Annotated in this window: 22 protein-coding genes; 11 read left to right on the forward strand and 11 right to left on the reverse strand. The window is 52.1% G+C overall.

What is annotated here, in order from left to right; all coding sequences use genetic code 11:
* The first annotated feature begins 110 nt into the window (after positions 1–110).
* From MKX76_RS11380 to MKX76_RS29750, 7 genes are all read left to right on the forward strand, one after another.
* Positions 111–440, forward strand: coding sequence for an iron-sulfur cluster biosynthesis family protein (locus tag MKX76_RS11380; protein WP_007129941.1), 330 nt, complete (start codon positions 111–113; stop codon positions 438–440).
* A gap of 34 nt (positions 441–474) precedes the next feature.
* Entirely contained in the window at positions 475–1,044 is a 570-nt protein-coding gene (locus MKX76_RS11385; protein ID WP_007129940.1) for a beta-class carbonic anhydrase, read from the forward strand.
* Positions 1,045–1,247: 203 nt separating this feature from the next.
* Positions 1,248–1,805, forward strand: a complete 558-nt coding sequence (locus tag MKX76_RS11390; protein ID WP_028403557.1) for a PadR family transcriptional regulator — start codon at positions 1,248–1,250, stop codon at positions 1,803–1,805.
* Between the two features lie 80 nt (positions 1,806–1,885).
* The gene (locus MKX76_RS11395; RefSeq protein WP_213615132.1) at positions 1,886–2,353 is read left to right on the forward strand and encodes a hypothetical protein; all 468 of its coding nucleotides are present in this window, start codon (positions 1,886–1,888) and stop codon (positions 2,351–2,353) included.
* 3 nt (positions 2,354–2,356) lie between these two features.
* Positions 2,357–2,635, forward strand: a complete 279-nt coding sequence (locus MKX76_RS11400) for a YxcD family protein (protein WP_007129937.1) — start codon at positions 2,357–2,359, stop codon at positions 2,633–2,635.
* Positions 2,636–3,002: 367 nt separating this feature from the next.
* Positions 3,003–3,608, forward strand: coding sequence for a YjgB family protein (locus MKX76_RS11405; RefSeq protein ID WP_213615134.1), 606 nt, complete (start codon positions 3,003–3,005; stop codon positions 3,606–3,608).
* Positions 3,609–3,798: 190 nt separating this feature from the next.
* Entirely contained in the window at positions 3,799–4,068 is a 270-nt protein-coding gene (locus tag MKX76_RS29750) for a cysteine-rich CWC family protein (protein WP_213615136.1), read from the forward strand.
* Here the strand turns inward: MKX76_RS29750 and MKX76_RS11410 are convergent.
* The 9 genes from MKX76_RS11410 to MKX76_RS11450 all read right to left on the reverse strand — a co-directional run bounded on the left by MKX76_RS11410 (position 4,016) and on the right by MKX76_RS11450 (position 11,444).
* Entirely contained in the window at positions 4,016–5,017 is a 1,002-nt protein-coding gene (locus MKX76_RS11410) for a phosphotransferase (protein ID WP_213615287.1), read from the reverse strand. The two genes, MKX76_RS29750 and MKX76_RS11410, sit on opposite strands and share 53 nt — an antisense overlap.
* Positions 5,018–5,075: 58 nt before the next feature.
* Positions 5,076–5,681 carry a class I SAM-dependent methyltransferase gene (locus MKX76_RS11415; RefSeq protein WP_213615138.1) on the reverse strand — a complete coding sequence of 202 codons (606 nt, stop codon included), beginning with the start codon at positions 5,679–5,681 and terminating at the stop codon, positions 5,076–5,078.
* Between the two features lie 174 nt (positions 5,682–5,855).
* On the reverse strand, positions 5,856–6,638 hold the full coding sequence (locus MKX76_RS11420) for a sulfite exporter TauE/SafE family protein (RefSeq protein WP_007129933.1): 783 nt from the start codon (positions 6,636–6,638) through the stop codon (positions 5,856–5,858).
* Between the two features lie 105 nt (positions 6,639–6,743).
* A complete protein-coding gene (locus MKX76_RS11425) occupies positions 6,744–7,871 on the reverse strand; it encodes an MBL fold metallo-hydrolase (protein ID WP_213615140.1) in 1,128 nt (375 codons plus the stop codon).
* A gap of 101 nt (positions 7,872–7,972) precedes the next feature.
* On the reverse strand, positions 7,973–8,560 hold the full coding sequence (locus tag MKX76_RS11430) for a sulfurtransferase TusA family protein (RefSeq protein WP_251536819.1): 588 nt from the start codon (positions 8,558–8,560) through the stop codon (positions 7,973–7,975).
* A gap of 145 nt (positions 8,561–8,705) precedes the next feature.
* A complete protein-coding gene (locus MKX76_RS11435; protein ID WP_028403563.1) occupies positions 8,706–9,191 on the reverse strand; it encodes a DsrE/DsrF/DrsH-like family protein in 486 nt (161 codons plus the stop codon).
* Positions 9,192–9,254: 63 nt separating this feature from the next.
* Positions 9,255–9,482, reverse strand: a complete 228-nt coding sequence (locus MKX76_RS11440; protein WP_007129929.1) for a sulfurtransferase TusA family protein — start codon at positions 9,480–9,482, stop codon at positions 9,255–9,257.
* A gap of 136 nt (positions 9,483–9,618) precedes the next feature.
* Positions 9,619–9,879: a metal-sensitive transcriptional regulator gene (locus tag MKX76_RS11445; RefSeq protein WP_007129928.1), complete on the reverse strand. Its 261-nt coding sequence runs from the start codon at positions 9,877–9,879 to the stop codon at positions 9,619–9,621.
* 179 nt (positions 9,880–10,058) lie between these two features.
* Positions 10,059–11,444: an MATE family efflux transporter gene (locus MKX76_RS11450; protein ID WP_028403564.1), complete on the reverse strand. Its 1,386-nt coding sequence runs from the start codon at positions 11,442–11,444 to the stop codon at positions 10,059–10,061.
* 469 nt (positions 11,445–11,913) lie between these two features.
* Between MKX76_RS11450 and MKX76_RS11455 the strand changes: the two genes are divergently transcribed.
* Positions 11,914–12,528, forward strand: a complete 615-nt coding sequence (locus tag MKX76_RS11455) for a DUF1796 family putative cysteine peptidase (RefSeq protein ID WP_341033777.1) — start codon at positions 11,914–11,916, stop codon at positions 12,526–12,528.
* A gap of 217 nt (positions 12,529–12,745) precedes the next feature.
* Entirely contained in the window at positions 12,746–13,558 is an 813-nt protein-coding gene (locus tag MKX76_RS11460) for a hypothetical protein (protein ID WP_034272088.1), read from the forward strand.
* A 202-nt stretch (positions 13,559–13,760) separates the two neighbouring features.
* Here MKX76_RS11460 and MKX76_RS11465 read toward each other — a convergent pair whose 3' ends face one another.
* Positions 13,761–14,351 carry a hypothetical protein gene (locus MKX76_RS11465; RefSeq protein WP_007129924.1) on the reverse strand — a complete coding sequence of 197 codons (591 nt, stop codon included), beginning with the start codon at positions 14,349–14,351 and terminating at the stop codon, positions 13,761–13,763.
* A gap of 163 nt (positions 14,352–14,514) precedes the next feature.
* Positions 14,515–15,351: a helix-turn-helix transcriptional regulator gene (locus MKX76_RS11470; RefSeq protein WP_007129923.1), complete on the reverse strand. Its 837-nt coding sequence runs from the start codon at positions 15,349–15,351 to the stop codon at positions 14,515–14,517.
* Positions 15,352–15,477: 126 nt separating this feature from the next.
* Between MKX76_RS11470 and MKX76_RS11475 the strand changes: the two genes are divergently transcribed.
* Positions 15,478–16,473, forward strand: coding sequence for a Gfo/Idh/MocA family protein (locus MKX76_RS11475; RefSeq protein WP_341033778.1), 996 nt, complete (start codon positions 15,478–15,480; stop codon positions 16,471–16,473).
* Between the two features lie 22 nt (positions 16,474–16,495).
* The gene (locus tag MKX76_RS11480) at positions 16,496–17,449 is read left to right on the forward strand and encodes an aldo/keto reductase (RefSeq protein WP_341033780.1); all 954 of its coding nucleotides are present in this window, start codon (positions 16,496–16,498) and stop codon (positions 17,447–17,449) included.
* The last annotated feature ends 152 nt before the right edge of the window (positions 17,450–17,601 follow it).

A 17,601-nucleotide genomic window follows, 5' to 3' on the forward strand; every position in this document is an offset into this window, starting at 1 on the left:
TTTTTTGGATTGGATTCATAACTACTCTATTGATGATACGTTCTGCTAGGTATATAATCAACTTTCAGAAACAGCAAAATCAGATGCTGCATAGAGGGAGGCCTAGAACTGTGATCATCCAACTATCCCCTGAGGCCGACCTGAAGCTTAAGGAAATGCTCGGGAGCAGGCCTGGGGCCGTGAGACTGATCTATGATACCGAGGGCTGCGGATGTGCCGTTAACGGCGTCCCGGGACTGCAGGTCGTGGACGGTGCTGCCGACGGCGATACCGTGATTCAAACAAACGCCTCGATCCCTCTGGTCATTCATGGCAAGCAGGAGGTTTTTTTCGAGGAAGAGCTTAAGCTGGACTTGCACGCCGGCACCGCTAGTTTTCGTCTCACAAGCCGCAATCAGACGTATGGAACAAATATCATAGCAACCGACACCCGTGTTTAAACCTAACTCTTAGATACAGAAGGAGAGATACCCTATGGAAAAACATTTGGACCGCATTCTGGAGCATAACCGCAGCTTTGTAGAGAAGAAAGAGTATGAGCCTTACCTGACCGACCGCTTCCCTGATAAGAAGCTCGTCGTTGTAACCTGTATGGATACAAGACTGGTTGAGCTGCTTCCGAAAGCAATGAATTTCAAGAACGGCGATGTCAAAATCATAAAGAACGCCGGTGCCATCATCTCCCAGCCATTCGGCAGCGTCATGCGAAGCGTGCTGGTCGCGCTGTATGAGCTTCAAGCTGAGGAAGTGATCATCGTCGGTCACCATGACTGCGGCATGGCTGCGCTGGATGCTGACGTCATGATCTCCCATATGAAGGAGCGCGGCATTTCGGACGAAGTACTCTCCACCCTTGAAAATTCAGGCATTCGGCTCACGAAATGGCTTCGCGGCTTCGATAACGTAACCGAGGGCGTGCGGAACACCGTCAGTCTTATCAAGAACCACCCGCTGCTGCCAAAAAGCGTGGCGGTACACGGCATGGTCATCGACCCGAACACCGGGGCTTTGGATCTTGTTGTCGATGGTTACGAAGGCAAATAAAGCAATAAAAGTCAATTCCAAGCACAAACGCATGCTGCGTTTGTGCTTTTTTAGTCACAATTTTACCAAAAACCATCACGTAACCCCTCTCCCCTGTTGTCAAACCATACAGTTTCAGTGTACACTTTTTATCAATCGGACCCCTAGTCAATGAACATCATTGCCTTGTGTCCACGATATGCGTTTCAAAGGGAGTCATGTCCATGAATACGTTGTCATACGGCTTGTTAGGGTTGCTCGCCAGAAGAGAGTCGTCGGGTTATGACCTCATGCTTCGGATCCAACCGTTTTGGCAGGCCAAGCACAGTCAAATCTATCCTCTGCTTGCCAGTATGGAAGAGAAGCAGCTGCTATCCTCGCATTGGGTTCAGCAGACCGACAAACCGGACAAAAAGATTTATGCGATTACGGAGAAAGGCATGCAAAAGCTGCGCGAATGGATGTACCAGCCCATTGCGCCTGCCGTCACCAAGGATGAGCTTTCTCTGCGCACCTTCTGCCTGTGGCTAACCGAGATCGGCATCGCGATTGATATCTACGAGGACCGCAGAAGCAGTTATTTAGAGAAGAAGCGTTACTTCGAGCAGATTCTGGCCGGGATCCCCGAGGATACCCGGGAAATCGGAAGCAAAGCGTTCAGCAATTACATTTTGGCAACCAAAGGCCTGATGATGGCCGAAACCGAGCTGAAATGGTGCGACTGGGTGCTTGGCTTGCTGAAGGAGCATCAGCGTACATCGGCAGCGAAGCATGGTGATTAATTTTTTGAAACCTTATCGTGACCCGTCCGTATTACGAATCATTCTCTAATTTTAATTACCGGGAGGTACGACAGTACAAGATGAAAAAAGTACTTACGATTCTAGTTGCGTTTACCCTGTTCTTTGTAGCGCTCGCGCCGGTCGATTCCGTGGATGCCCGCAGAGGCGGCTTCAAATCCGGAACGAAGTCCTACTCGAACACCCCGAAAAAGAACGATAGCAACGTGCAGCAATCCAACAGCACGAGCAACTCGAATAAATCCGGGACTACTGCAGGAAATACAGCAAACCGCGGATTCTTCAGCGGCGGCAGCTTGATGAAAGGCTTGATGATCGGCGGTCTGGCAGGACTCCTGTTCGGCAGCATGTTCGCAGGCATGGGCTTCATGGGCGAGATTATGGGCTTGCTGATTAACCTCATTGCGATTTGGGCGCTCATCATGGTGATCATGATGGTTGTACGCGCCGTGAGAAACCGCCGCAAGCCGGCTGTCGAGCATCATCGTAATGATGATGACCGTTACAACAATAACAACAATAGGTACTAAGCCATGATTCTTAGCATGGACGAAATCGTCAATGCGGTCTGCCTGCATCAGGCGGAGCGCAGAGGCGTGAAACCGACGGACGTGTCGCTCGAGCTGAGCTGGGATGAGGATACCGGATATACGGCGGAAGTATGGGTTAACGGAAGAACGCAGTATTTGATCGAAGCGAACCTGATCGAAGCCATCCTCCGTTATCTGCACTCCGAATATAACATTCGTGCATACAGCGAACAGGTCAGACTGGAGCTGGAAGACGAAATTATCGCCATCGTGCAGCAATAGCATAGCCTTAACATTCATTCAACCCAAACTGCCCTTCGCTCTTTAGCGGAGCGGCAGTTTTTTATAACGGGAGGTTAGTCATGTTTCCGATCCTCGAAACGGAAGCGCATTGATCGACAACGAAGCTTCCCATGCCTTGCTCAACCGCTTAGGCTTTGAGAAGGAAGGCCTCCTTCGGAAGTACATCCATCAGAACGGGAGGTCCTACGATACCTATGTATACTCCCTTATCCATTGGTCACAATTCTGAAATTTCATTTTCATGGATTCGTAACCCAATCCCTCCTCTCTTCCACTACGATAAACATAGATTTTGTTTAAAGAAGATCACTTGTGGTAATGTCATGTTACAAGGAGAGGATACATCATGAACAACGAACAGCGTATTTCAAAAGCCGTCATCGCACTTACGGTGGCAGGGACCGTCGGTTTGGCGGGGCTTGGATTCACTCCGGCCGTTTTTTCCGCGCCACATGCCGAGGCGGCCGGGCACACCGAGGCAGCCGCTGCCGACAGCTATGCAGCCAAGGAAGCGTTAAAGACGCTGAACAGCTTCTATAAACCCGCTTTGAAAGGCCAGTTTCCCGGCGTGGTCGGCCAACTGACCGTTGGCAAGAGCACCCGTCAGGACGTGATCAACACGATCGGAGAACCTTCCATTTCGCGCAAGCATGCAGATGATTTTGATCTATATAGCGCGAATATGGGTAATCCCGGTTACGCAATTTCATATAAGCTGAACAAGATTCGGGAGATTCGTTATTTCGGCACGAATGTGGAACGGCAAACGAATATCGGCGGCATTACGATGAAGATGCTGAAGCAGAACTGGTATGCCCCAGCGTCCACCACGACGTTCAAGAACGGCGGTATCACGCAGACCAAGCTCACTTATCATCGGGGTGCGTACAAGCTGGAGTTCATCTTTAACAGCAGCACGGATTTGGATCATATCAATTTGTTGAAAAAATAACGCCCTCCCCCAGCGGCTCTCGTAACGCTTTTGTCTTCTGCCGACCGACGAAATGCTAAGAAACCCGGCTCTTCCATGGTGAAGGGCCGGGTTATTGTGATGGTCGCATACCAGAGATCTTACTGGACAACGTGGCCATATCCGAATACGCTTAAGAATGATGAACCATGAATCGAGGTGCTCCTATTCGATGGATACTAAACCTGTCGAGCCGAAAGACGAGGCTGGCGTCGATCAGACGACCTGTCCGATTTGCCGGCAGCCCAATCAGTGCGCATACGCAGCGAAGCTCCCGGATGCAAATGAATGCTGGTGTATGAGGGAGAGCTTTCCGGATCGCGTCTTGAATAGCGTTCCCGTGGGATACGCTGGAAGGACCTGCATCTGTAAATCCTGTCTTCAAGCAATCAAAGCAGAAACCTCGCCGCAGCTTCCCGGATCCACGCCATGCTGTCCGTAAGCTGCCTCAAGCCTGACGCCAGCATCGGGACCTGCTCTTGCAGCACCGCGGCACTATCCGTGCCTTCATGGTACCGGCTCATGAAGTGGAGAAATACATCCACCATACGCAGCCGGATTAACACCGGGATCGCCTCAATCTCTTCCGGACTCAAGCGGATCCGGCTCCCGAATCCTTGGCAGAATCGGCTGATGGCCTCACGCTCCTCCTCGAATCCAAGGAATCCGGAGATCGCCACCGCCGGCTCCATCACCCGGACATCCCGGGTGCAAAATTCAAAGTCCAGCAGCGCCGTAACCTTCTCGGGCTGACGGGGATCGACCAGCAAATTGGAGAAATTGAGGTCCCCGTGGACCAGCTGCTGCGGGAGCTTCCTCAGCTCTCCGAGTCTGCCGCAGATGTCGTCGTACGCATCAAGTAACCGCAGAAGCTCCTGGTGCAGATCGCGAAATGCCGGTTCCGGCTGCAAACAGAACGCCTCGATCGTTTCCCTCGTGCAAGCGGGATAGGACTGGAGCAGTTCATAATACGGCCGGTATGCGGGAGGACGGGGTATGTCAATCCGCTCCAGTGCTTTCAATAGCTCTCCCGTCTTCTCCCCGAAGGAATAAGCCGCTTGGAGGCTGTTCCTTTCCGGTCGCTCTCCTTCAAGGAATCCAAACACCACCGCATATCGTTCGCTTCCGTCCGGGAGCTGCACGATCCGTTCCCCTGCTGCCGAGGGGATCGGCATCGGCGTGTCAAAGGAGAGCTTGCTCTGCCGCAGTGACTCCAGCACGGCAAGCTCGAATTCGATTTTGTCTTTGTCGCGGTGGGTGTTATAGATGCGCAGCACGCAGCCGCGGTCTGCTTGATGGATGAAACGCGTCGTATTGTTCCAGCCGCCCGCGCCTTGACTGACCGTCCCGACCCACTCCGGCCAAAACTGTTGGATCAAACGTTCAATCATCACATGAGGTTCTTGCCTAATCTTTGAAAACACCCTTCACATTCCTTTCCTCCGGTGCTTACGTGAAAGCAGGCTTCTGCCCGGCAAATTGAATGACATGGGACAAGCCTTGATGCAGCGCTCCTTCGCTGCGATGAACCTCTCCCATAAAAAAATGAATGATTCTCCAATCCGCAAAGCTCCGCAAAAAATCCTCCGGCTCATACAGCATGTCCATCTCCTGCGGACCGCCGCTTTGATACGGAATCTGGTTCATCGAATACACTTCGGTTATGAAATACCCCCCCGGCTTCACCGCTTCTTTAACGCCGCGAAGGGTTCGCAGGCGCAGCGCCTTCGGAAAATGTCCGAATATGCACACGATCTGATCCCATTGATCCGGCGTCCACGCCGCATCCTCCAGATCCTGAAGACGGGCAGCAATCTTAACGCCCTTCTCCTTCGCAAGCTTATTCGCCTTGTTCAGCCCCGCTTCTGCGTAATCCCACAAGGTTACATCGTGACCTTGCTCGGCCAGATATACCGCATTTCGACCTTCCCCTTCTGCAATCGCAAGTGTCTGGCCGGTTAATGAAAGCCGGCTCTGCATGTCGACCACAAAAGCGTTCGGCTCCGTTCCGTATACATATTCCTCTCCTTGGAAACGCTCGTTCCACGGATTCATCTCCTGCCACCCGCCTTCTTATTCGGATTCCATCGCTCTCATCTTGCCGCTTCAATGAAGGACTGCCCCCATCATATCCAAATTAGGAGCAAACCCTGCAGCTGCATCGGGTCATTTAGCTCGCCCTCCTCAGCGGTAAATCCGTTATTGCCATTATACTAAGATACAGCGGAGCTACAATATATCGAGCCAAATTTTAATAGCTGTCGCCAAAATGAGAATGGCCAAGATCAACTGCAGCACACGCGTATTCATTCGCTTTCCGGCGGAAGCGCCAAGCGGGGAAGCGATCAGGCTGGCAATGACCATAATGGCGGCCGGGCCGTAATCGACCTGCCCTGTCGCAAGCTTGCCTGCCGTTGACCCGATGGAGGAGATGAAGGTGATTGCGAGCGAAGTGGCAATCGTCATCCGCGTCGGAATTTTCAGGACGACCAGCATCAACGGCACGAGCAAAAACGCGCCTGCCGCCCCGACGATCCCTGCGCCGATACCGACCGCAAGGGCCAGTCCGGCTGCAAGCCATTTGTTGAACGTCACCTGATCCAGCGGAATTTCGTCCACTCCCCTCTTGGGGATCAGCATCATGACGGCAGCAAGCAATGCCAATATGCCGTACATGATATTGATGAAACTTTCGCTCATAAGGTTGGAACCGAAGCCTCCAATTAGGCTGCCAAGTAAAATCGCCGAACCCATATACAAAATTAAGGTTTTATTCAAATACCCGCCCTTCCGGTAAGCCCACACGCCCCCGATCGTGGCAAAAAACACCTGTACAGCACTAATGCCGGATACTTCGTGCGCCGTGAATGCCGCAAAGCCGAATAATGGCGGAATATACAGCAGCATCGGGTATTTGATGATGGAACCGCCGATGCCTACCATGCCCGAAATATAGGAACCGATAAAACCGATGAGGAATATCGCCAAGATGTAAGTTACAGTCCATTCCATGTTCATGCCCCCTTTATTCTTTAAAAAAGGGAACCGTCATCCGGTTCCCTTTTCGCTTTTGCAATCAGGCATGACCGTTTACACGGTCATATTTCCATGCCCTTATTACCGAACCGCGCATCGGTTCGGCCCAATCTCCATGTCCCGCTGCTGCTCCGCATTCGGCTGCATCATTCCCATATTGGTCTGCCGGATCTCCAAGTAGGCGTTCGGCTGCTGCGGCAGGCTCTTCGTGACCAGCAATCTGAATTCCTTCTCATCCCGGATGTTCAGACCATGGTTTTCTTCAAACAGCTCGCCAAGCTTCTTCGCTACAGTCCCATCCGCGCTCAGCTCGTCCATGATCATGAAGTGAGCCGGCAGCACGACTAGCTCCCCGGACAGCTCCTTATATATGGAGTACAGCGTCTTCCTCAAATCTCCCGCCCAATCCTCCGCATGTCCAGCAAGGTCCGGACGGCCGATCGAATCGATGAACAGGATATCTCCGGTCAGCAAATATTGATCATCGATTAGGAATGAGGTAGAACCAGCCGTATGACCAGGGGTATGGAGCGCTTCGATCCGGATCACGCTGCTCCCAAGCAGAATCTCGTCTCCGTCTTCGAGCGGCTCATACTTGAATGCCGCCTCTCCGGCGTCCTTTGCAGGCAGCCAGTACTTTGCGCCTGCAGCCTCGGCGATGGCTCGCCCGCCCGAAATATGATCGGCATGCAGATGCGTATCCAAGACGTGCTTGATCTGCACATTCATTTTTGCAGCGAAATCAGTATATACCTCGGTCATCCGTGTCGCGTCGAACAATGCGGCTTCATGGCCGGACACCAACATGTACGACAGGCACCCTTTGCCGATCCGAACGAACTGGTACAATTCGCCGCCTTCCTTCAAATCTCCGATTTTAAGCGGCATGAGAAGCTCGCTCCATGCTTTCATGCCTCCCTTCAAGTAAGCAGCGTTCCGTCCCTGCTCGGCCAGCAATTCGGCGACCATAACGGACGAGCCTTCCTTGGCGCAAACGACCACAATCTCTTCTTCTGCCGGAAGTTGCTCCAATATTTCCTCCACCCCGTCGATCAGCTCGTAATACGGAATGTTGAGATGCTTGAATCGTTCGCCCTCGATCTTCCAATCTGCAAAATCGGCGGGGTTGCGAACATCAAGAATGAATAACGGCTCCTTGCGAATTGCCTTCTCTGCCGCTTCCTGCGGAAGCATAGCTCTAATTGCCATCCTGTATCTTCCTCTCTATTGTGAGGTTTGGTTATTCATCAAGTTCCTCTATCGTTTTTGAATACCGAGGTGCGAGCTACCATTCCCGTCACTTATACCGGTTACTTCATCTGCCCATTGTCCAAGCCGGCCGTCTGCCCGCTCCAGCTGCTCATGCCGGGTACGACATTAACGACATGCGTAAAGCCGCTGTCTGCAAGCTTTTTCGACGCCAAGTCGCTGCGGGCGCCCGACCGGCAGATTACATAGATCCTGTCATCCTTGTTCAGCTCGCCTAAACGGTACTCCAGCTCTCCGAGCGGAATCGAAACCGAGCTTGGAATGTGTCGGAAAGCATATTCGGCTGCCTCCCTCACGTCCAAGAGGACAACGGGCTCGCCGGAATCCAGCATTTTCTGCAGTTCAGCAGGTTCGCACACATTGGAATACATGAGCTCTCCTCCTTCCTCCTCGGACGATTTGCGAAGATAATGCTGCAGTACGCCATTTTCCTCCATCGTGCCCAAATACTGATGCCCGGCGCTTTCCGCCCAGGCTTTCAAATCGGCCTTGGATCCCGGATCCGTCGCCTCCACCTCGAGCACCTGGCCAGCTTGGAGATCCTTCATCGCTTTCTTCGTACGTACGATCGGCATTGGACATGCCAGCCCCTTCGCGTCCAGCTTCGCATCGGATTGTATTGTAGTCATTAAAGATCTAGCCTCCATTCGGATTTTCATATACCCTTAGGGGTATAATTTCGAATAAAAAAATGTTAATATGCATCTTATTTCATTAGAGAAAAACGGCTTTAATTCTCAGAACACTTTCGCAATTGCCACGGAACCTAATTCTTTAAATAAACAAATTTACATTCCCATCCTGGGCATCTCCCAAATAGGCTGCCACTCCCGCGTATTCGATCCCGTCCATCAGCTCTTCCGCCTGCAGGCCGAGAAGATCCATCGTCATCGTGCAAGCAACCAGCTTGACATCCTGCTCCTGCGCCATCTCGATCAGCTGCGGCAGCGGAACCGCATTGTGCTTTTTGATGACATCCTTTATCATTTTAGGTCCCATGCCGGCAAAATTCATTTTCGACAGCCCCATTTTGTTGGCGCCTCTCGGCATCATTTTGGCAAACATTTTCTCCATGAACCCTTTTTTCTTAGGCAGCAGCACATCCTCATCCTTCCGCAGGGCGTTCAGCCCCCAAAAGGTGTGAAAGATGGTCACTTCATGGTCATACGCAGCCGCGCCATTAGCAATGATGTAGGCCGCCATCGCTTTATCATAATCCCCACTGAATAAGATAATGGTCGTTCGCTTCTGTTCGGTCACGATATCTCTTCCTCCTTTTTATGTGATCTTCTACCCCTATGGGTATATTTATTGATACAAAAATCATCCTTTGCGGATCCAAAACTTCAACACGCCGTCCTCCTCGCGGTGCTCGAGCAGTTCGTTCCCCATCGATTGGGCCCAGGCCGTCAAATCGCTCTTCACGCCCGGATCAGTAGCATGAATCTCGAGCACTTGTCCCTGCTCCATGTCTTTCATTGCCTTCTTCGTTTTAACGATTGGCATTGGGCATGCCAAGCCTTTGGCATCCAATACTTGATCAGCACGCATTCCAAAATTCCTCCTTCGTAGTTTCAACCATTTAATTTATACCCCCATGGGTATATAATATGATAAAACAAACGGACATCAACCCTTTGCGAATTCTGATCCCTGGGTCAAATGCCCTTTTAGATAGCCTGTGACGTTATCTGCTCTGGACGAGCAGATTCACCGCTTCAACCACTAGCTGCTCCGTATCCCGGCCTTTCTCCACAGCCTCTTTGACGCAGTCCACGAGGTTGGCGCTGACGATGACGCCGATCGCCCGGTCCATCGCTGCGCGCGTCGCCGATAGCTGCGTAATGACTTCCCTGCAATCCTTCCCTTCCTCCATCATCCTCAGAATGCCGCGGAGCTGGCCTTCGATCCGTTTTACCCGGTTCTTCATCTGATCATCGTATCTCACCCTCATACCTCCTCGGTTTATTCCATCCAAATTCAAGGATTAAGCTTAAGAATACGGATGCGGCACGCTTATAATATATACCCCACCGGGTATATAGTCAAGTTAGAAAAATGATCCAGGTCAGCCGAAGAAATAAAAAAAGCCCCACGATAGGGGCTTAGCTCATATAGGGATGATAGCTAAATCAGTTTATGCGCATACCACTTTTTGCCGCGGAACCGCCACAGGAAGAGCGCGCCCCGCACGCCCCACTCGCAGTTCATGGCGAGCCAGACGCCGAGAATGCCCCAGCCGAGCACGATCCCCATGATGTAACCGAGGATGACCCGAAACAGCCACATGGTCATCATGGAGGTAATGGAAGTAAACCGTGAATCTCCCGCCGCCCGGAGTGCGGAGGGGAGTATGAAGCTGATCGACCACAGCGGGACCTGAATGATCACGTTGATCAGCATGACAACGAACAGTTCATGCACGATTTCCTGCGGCGGATTAAACAATCCGACGAGCGGATTGAACAGCGGGATCAGGATAAGTCCCATTACCGCCAGAGAGATGGCACCCAGCCATAGAAATGACCGGATGAACTTCCGGGCATCCGCAATATCCCCCCGGCCGATACATTGGCCGACTACCGTTACGATCGTCAGCGACAAGGCGCTCGCGGGTATTTGCGTCAGCATCGCGAGTGATCCGCCGATCGCATTCGTAGCGATCGCATAGGTGCCTAAGCTTACGATAAACACCTGCGTCAGCAGCTTTCCCCCGTTGAAGAACATCTGCTCTGCCGCGAACGGAAGGCCGATAAACATGATTTTGCGAAGCATCGACAATGGAAAATGAAACAAGTCCTTCAGCCGGATATGCAGCGTTGCGTCGACCTTGAATAAATAATACAGCGCGCAGGCCGCACCCGCAAAACGGGCAATGTTAATGGCCAGAGTCATGCCGAAGACCCCCATATGCAGCAGCGTAATAAATAAAATATTCAGCACCACATACAGCAGATTCATAATCAGCGACAGCGCAAGCGAGGCCCGCGTCTTTCCGATGCCCCTGAGCGCTCCGCATACCGCCTGTACGACCGCAATTCCTAGAAAGGATGTTCCGCTGCCGATCAGGTAGATCCGGGCACTCTCCAATACCTCCGGTGAAGCGGAGCCGAACAGAAGCTGGAGTATCGGATTATGCAGCCCGATGATAAGCAGCGCGATCGCTAGTGCAATAATCGTCACCGAGGTGACCGTAGCCGCAGAAGCCCTGGACACCATCTGCCCATTGCCGCTGCCTTTATACTGTGCGACCACGACCGTACCTCCGGTAGCCACCGCTACGAATACGTTGATCAGAAAAATATTCAGCACATCGACCATGTTGACGGCACTGACCGCCGCCACTCCCGAGGAGCTGATCATCGCCGTGTTGACCAAGTTAAGGCCGATGATAAAAGCCTGGTCGATCAGAATCGGAAGCATGAGTGCAAAGATTTGCCGGTAGTCCATCGACTCTCCGGAAAAATGATTTTGTAGTAAACCGTTCATTCGGGTTCGTAGTCGAACCAACATCTGTCATCACATTCTTTTCGCTGTAGTACACGGTTCTTCCGCCATGAAAAAAACTCTTCGTAAGTGAAGAGCTTCTGGTTAACGGTATATTCGCTGCCGCCGTAACCGACCTCACAAGCCGGAGCAGGGCCCGCGGCAAGGGGGCAGATTCGGATCGTTTCGTTGTCTTCCCGGATAAACCCCGTGTTTGATTGGAGGATATCACCTGACCTCTACTCCTGTCAATGAGCCGGCTCCATAGTAATAGACCGTAAACCGCCGTATATGGGAGCTTCCCGCTATCACAATAATGCTAATGCCGGAAATGAAAGAAGATTGCCCGAAACGGTCCGCATCCGCTTACCGAAACAATTACCTGTGACGGTTGGTTAAGGAGGTTAAAGCGCTCCTTGTAATTCTCCTGCGCCCTTACCCTTTCTATCAATCAACATAGAATAAGAAATGATAGATTGGAAGGGAGGTCTTCGAAATGGAGACACAACCGTACCGGTACGAGGCAATTTTCAGCCTGGGGCATAACTGCCAGGTTGCCGCTCAGCTCAAGCGAAACGGTCTGCGGCGTCAGGCAGGTCCCTGGGATTGGTTCAATTTCGCATCGACCGTCGATTTTTGCGGCGTGATCCGCAGACGGCTTGAAGGCTTTATGCAGCTCGAGCATTTGGAGATCTACGGCAAATCCGTAAACACCTACTATGTGCGCGATCGGCAGTCAACCTGTTTGTCATTTCACGATTTTAAAAATACGCCCGACCAGCCGCCGCTACACGACTATGCCGAATTTCGGGAACGGCTGGATCGAAGGATCGCACGGTTTAATGATTGCCTGGCATCCGGCCAAAGCGTTCTTCTCGTGCGGATCATTCAACATCAGCAGGATGCCGAAGCCATCTATGCCTCCATCCATGAAACGTATGCCAATCCCCATATTTCCATGCTATTTATTCTTCATGGAGAAGACTCGGACATCGTGGAGCTGCCTTCGTTCGCTGAAGATGCCAGGCTTGTTCGCATCCCGAAAGGCAGGACGTGGGAAGGCGATACGGAAGCATGGGCAGCGATTCTGTCAAAGATTCGACTCGCTTAAACTTTTTAAAGAATTGACCATAGACATGATTGACAAATATAGGTTATATATTGTATATTTTACTAAACTAATTCTGGATTCTTACGAAGGAAGCACCCGTAAGCCAGGCATTGATGCCTGCTGCCCGGGTGCTTTTTTGCGTTGTTACCCGGACTTCGTATGAGCTTACGAGCGGCTTCTTGGAACGAATCCAATGGATGGAAGGGGCATTACTGTCATGATGAAGAAAATGTTCATGATCTATCTTGCGATGCAATTGATAATTGGTCTAGTGCCGGTCCGGGAGGCCGCGGCCGCAGCGATCGAATTCACGGATGCGATCAACCATCAGCTAAGCGAAACCGCAGGCCGTGCCGGCGGGTCGGGCGGTACCAGGCTGCTCAAGCAGTATGATACGTTTAAAGCCGAACGGAAAGAGACCATGGAATGGGATGATAAAATCGCTTCGCTGCATTACGCCAACGAAGCCAAGGCTTCGGAAGTGCGCAGAAGGATCAGCGATCTGGATAAAGACAAGATCCGCAATCTGGAGGAACAGCTGAATGCGGCGAAGCGTAAATATCAGCCTTTATTCGACAGCTACACGGCGCTAAACAGGCAGGTTGCGGCAGCCAAGAAATTGAAGGACAAGACGTTATCCAAGATGCTGCAGACGCAGGCTAACAGCATGAAGCTGCTGGTGAATATTGGGAGGCAGGATATCAAGCAGAAGCAAGCGGCGCTGACGGCAGCCAAGAAGGAACGTACCGGCAAGGCGGCCAAAGTGCGGTCCGTGCTTTCCGGGATCGAGCCGTATAAGAGCAAAATCAAAAGCGACAAGAGTGCGATCTCGACCCCGAACAAGCTGCTGAACACTGAATGGAAGAACTTTAAAGCCGCCGTAAAGTCGCAGGATCCGCCACGGACATCGGATACCTTGGCACGGATGCTCACCCTCTCCGGCCAAATTCTGGCGAAGAAGAAGAGCGTTTTCCAACACGAACAGCGGATCGAAACGATAATCCGGCAGGCTAATGGTCACATCAAATAACGGCATCCCTGTCTATGGGCTAGTGACGAATCAAGCTTGAAAAGTATCGACACAACTTCAATAGGAAAGTATGGACAAGATTCTAATGAGGATCGGCTCGACTCCCATTGGAGAGTAGCGGCCACATAAATCATCCTCTGCCGTCCGGCAGAGGATGATCGTTATCCTATCCAACTGTATGCCAAGCACTTCAGGATGCCTTCTACTGTGCCGCCGATTGAAGCGGATGATGGAAGCTTGCCAGTCTTGTCTGATCTAGAAGCGGATAGTCGTACAGCATGCCTTCATACACTACCTCCATCGAGGGGTGCAGCAGAAAATCATGCGGCGTCACCAGCGTGGACGAACGGTCCCACAGGCGAATCCCGCTCTGGCGCAACGTCTCGGCAACGAATTGAGAGCAGAAGTAGGACCGCTCTCTCGTAATATCCAGCCTCATTAGAACACCGAACAATCCGATCAGATTATACCGGTAGGCGTCCTCCTCGTCTTTATAGCGCTGGATCACCGCGCGGACCTGATCATATTGCTCCTGAGTCACCTCAAAGCGCAATAACGCGCATCGCGTACCCGGAAAATGGCTGAAGGTTCCTTCATATACGTCTTCCTCCACAAAGCCTCCCACCCATGGATTATCGGCACATTTCCGGCCGAAGCTGAACACCTCATTCAGCTGGCCATCCAATGCAATGGAAGCGTGGTTATACGGCGCAGCCGTAATTCGCTTGATCAGCCTCGTAAACATCGTTCCCGTATCGGTTAGCAATATATATAAGTTCTTTGTATCGGACATTGGTCTTTCCCCCGTTTAACTTGATCATCGGTCAGGATTTCGTCAAATCCCTCGTTAACTCCATTGTAATCCGGTTAAACCAAAGCCAAAACCGACTCTAGAAGTGATTAGAACCTGGACCTAAGTCGGGCTCGTTCCCGTACGTGGGAACAGGACGACCAGACTATCCTCCGTGCAAGCGCCGGTAGGAAGACGGCGTCATCCCTTCATGCTCCATAAACCGCTTATTAAAGTAGCTGACGCTCGGATATCCAGCCTCAACGGCAATTTGTCCGATCGTCTTGTCCTTGTGTTCCAGCAGCCATTGCTTGGCCATTTGCAGGCGGCACCTGGTGACGAATTCCATCGGCGTCATTTCCATGACGTTTCGAAAGAGCTTACAGAAGTAATAGGTGCTTACCCCGATCCTTGATGCCCATTCCTCCAGTATAAACGGCTTGGCGGCTTCCTGCTGAATGATCGGCAGCAATTCGAGAATCCGGCTGCCCGAGTTGCTGGATTTATGGTCAGAGAGCGCGGATGCCTGCTCCACGAAGACCGTCAGCAGCGAATAGGTTAGCGTCGACAGCTGGGCCGGGTTCAGCATCCGATGCCTCTCCGCCTCCTTTAACAGCGTTTCATGCGCCTCCTCAAATGCAGCAGGCTGACGGACACTCCACAGCGGACTGCGATGAAATTCCCGTTCGATCAAATAATTTTGCAGCCCGCTCCCGTAAAAATGGAACCAGCGGACGTCCCATGGGTCATCTTCGCTGCTGTAATAACGCTGTGCCTGCATGGGGAAATACAGGACGGCTTCGCCGGGCCCCAGCGTATGCACTTGCTGATCGATTTCCACATACCCCGTACCGGAAGCGACGTAATGAATGTTGAAATTGTTCAGTGCCCCGGCAGCCCGCGTAACCGAGTGCTCCGGCTCCTCCCGGTAAATGCCCACCGATTCCGGAAAGCAGAAGAACGGCATCTCCGGCAGGGTCAGCAAGTGGATTTGGCGTTTCATTCCTAGGTCTCCTCGATGACAATATTGTTTTAATCCAATACAAAATAATATTATATTAATTTTAATTATTCTCTCTTATAATCGCAATATAATCTTATTCAAGTAACGAAGGAGGAACTGATGAAGATGAGCAAGAAACTACGGTGGGGCATTTTGGGCTGCGCCAGCATCGCCAAGCGTGCGGTCATTCCCGGACTCCAGCAATCCCGTCGCAATGAAGTTGCAGCCATCGCGAGCCGGCAGGAGGATAAAGCAAGGCAACTCGCCGAAGAGCTTAACATAAATATCTCGTATGGAAGCTATGAAGCCCTGCTCGAGGATCCTAACATTGATGCGGTCTACATTCCCCTTCCTAACCATTTACATAAAGAATGGAGCATCCGGGCGGCCGAAGCCGGAAAGCATGTGCTCTGCGAGAAGCCGATCGCGCTGACGGAGGCCGAAGCCGCCGAGATGGCTGATGCCGCAGCGAAAGCCGGCGTGATTCTGGCCGAAGCGTTCATGTACCGTTACCACCCGCGGTACGATATCTTGAAGGAATATATCGCATCCGGAGCGATCGGCGAGATCCGAGGCATCCGCAGCGCCTTCACCTTTAACAGCTCGGCCAACCATGGCAACGTCCGGTTCCGTAAGGACTGGGGCGGCGGTTCCATTTATGACGTCGGCTGTTACCCGATTAACGCAGCCCGGATTCTGCTCGATAAAGAGCCTGAAGCCGTTACCGTTCAGGCCTTCTTCTCGCCGGAGCATGATCATGTCGACATGATGGCATCCGGACTGGTCGAATTTGAAGGTGCCGTATCGCTGACCTTTGACTGCGGCATGTGGGCCGCCTACCGTAATCCGCTTGAAATCGTGGGGACCGAAGGGCTGATCGAGGTGCCGTATGCATACAGCCTGCCCGAGAACGGGGCCAATTTCTTCTTGACGACCAGTGAAGGCCGGAAGGAAATCGAGGTTCCTTCCGCCAACGCATACAGCGAGCAGGGTGACCGTATCGCCGAAGCGGTACTGGACGGCAAGCCGCTCCGATACACAACAGAAGATGCCGTCCGTAATATGAGGGTCATTGACGCATGTCTGAAATCCGCCCATGAGCGGTCAAGAATCGTACTGTGACATTTTTAAAGGAGGTATGAACATGAAGTATATTTCAATCAAGGGATTGAACAAACCCGTCTCCGTGCTGATGAAAGGATCGGACTACTTCTACCATGATTCCTACGAGCGGGCAGCTGCCAATCTGGACGCATTTCTGGCCATCGGTGGCAATTCGATCGATACGGCCCATATTTATTGCGGCGGCCAAAGCGAGGAAGTGATCGGTCGTTATATGCAGGAGCGTGGCAACCGGGAGCAGCTTGTTATTCTGACCAAGGGCGCTCACCACGACCAGAACGGACCGCGCGTGACCCGGAAGGATATCAAGAATGACATCACCGACAGCCTGCAGCGGCTGCAGACCGACTATATCGATCTGTACGCACTGCATCGCGACGATCCGAATGTTCCGGCTGGCGAGGTAGTGGAGGCGCTCAACGAATATATCGAATCCGGAACCGTGAAAGCGATCGGCGTGTCCAACTGGACCTGGGAACGGATCCGGGAGGCAAATCAATATGCGGAAGCGAACGGACTCGTCGGCTTCTCCTTCAGCAGTCCGAATTTGAGCCTTGCGAAACCGAATGAGCCTTTCTGGAAAGGCTGCGTATCTGCGGATGCAGAGACATGCGCATGGCATGAAGCCGAGCAATTCCCGCTATTGTCCTGGTCGTCGCAGGCCAGAGGATTTTTCACGGGGCGATTCACTCCCGAGGTGCGGGACAACGCAGATCTGGTCCGTGTGTTCTATAGCGATGCCAACTGGGAGCGGCTCGAGCGGGCCAAGAAGCTTGCCGAAGCCAAGCAGGTTACGACGATTCAGATCGCACTCGCTTATGTCCTGAATCAGCCCTTCCCGACCTGCGCGCTGATCGGCGCCCAAAACGCGGAAGAACTGAAATCCTGTGATGAGGGAGCGCAGATCAAGCTGACGCGGGAAGAATTGGATTGGCTTGATCTTACGAGCGAACAACTCCCTCTATCGTTAAGCTGATCGACCGGATGGATGAAGGGCAGCAGGAGGTTTTCGAACGCTGCAGCCCTGAGCCTCCCTCGCAGCACACATAATTCTGCTGAGCATAAATTTTTTTTTAAAAAAAGCATCCGAACTTTGGAGAACCCCCTCCATTCGGGTGCTTTTTCCTT

Source organism: Paenibacillus sp. FSL R5-0810, assembly GCF_038002285.1.
Lineage (GTDB): Bacteria > Bacillota > Bacilli > Paenibacillales > Paenibacillaceae > Paenibacillus_AQ > Paenibacillus_AQ lactis.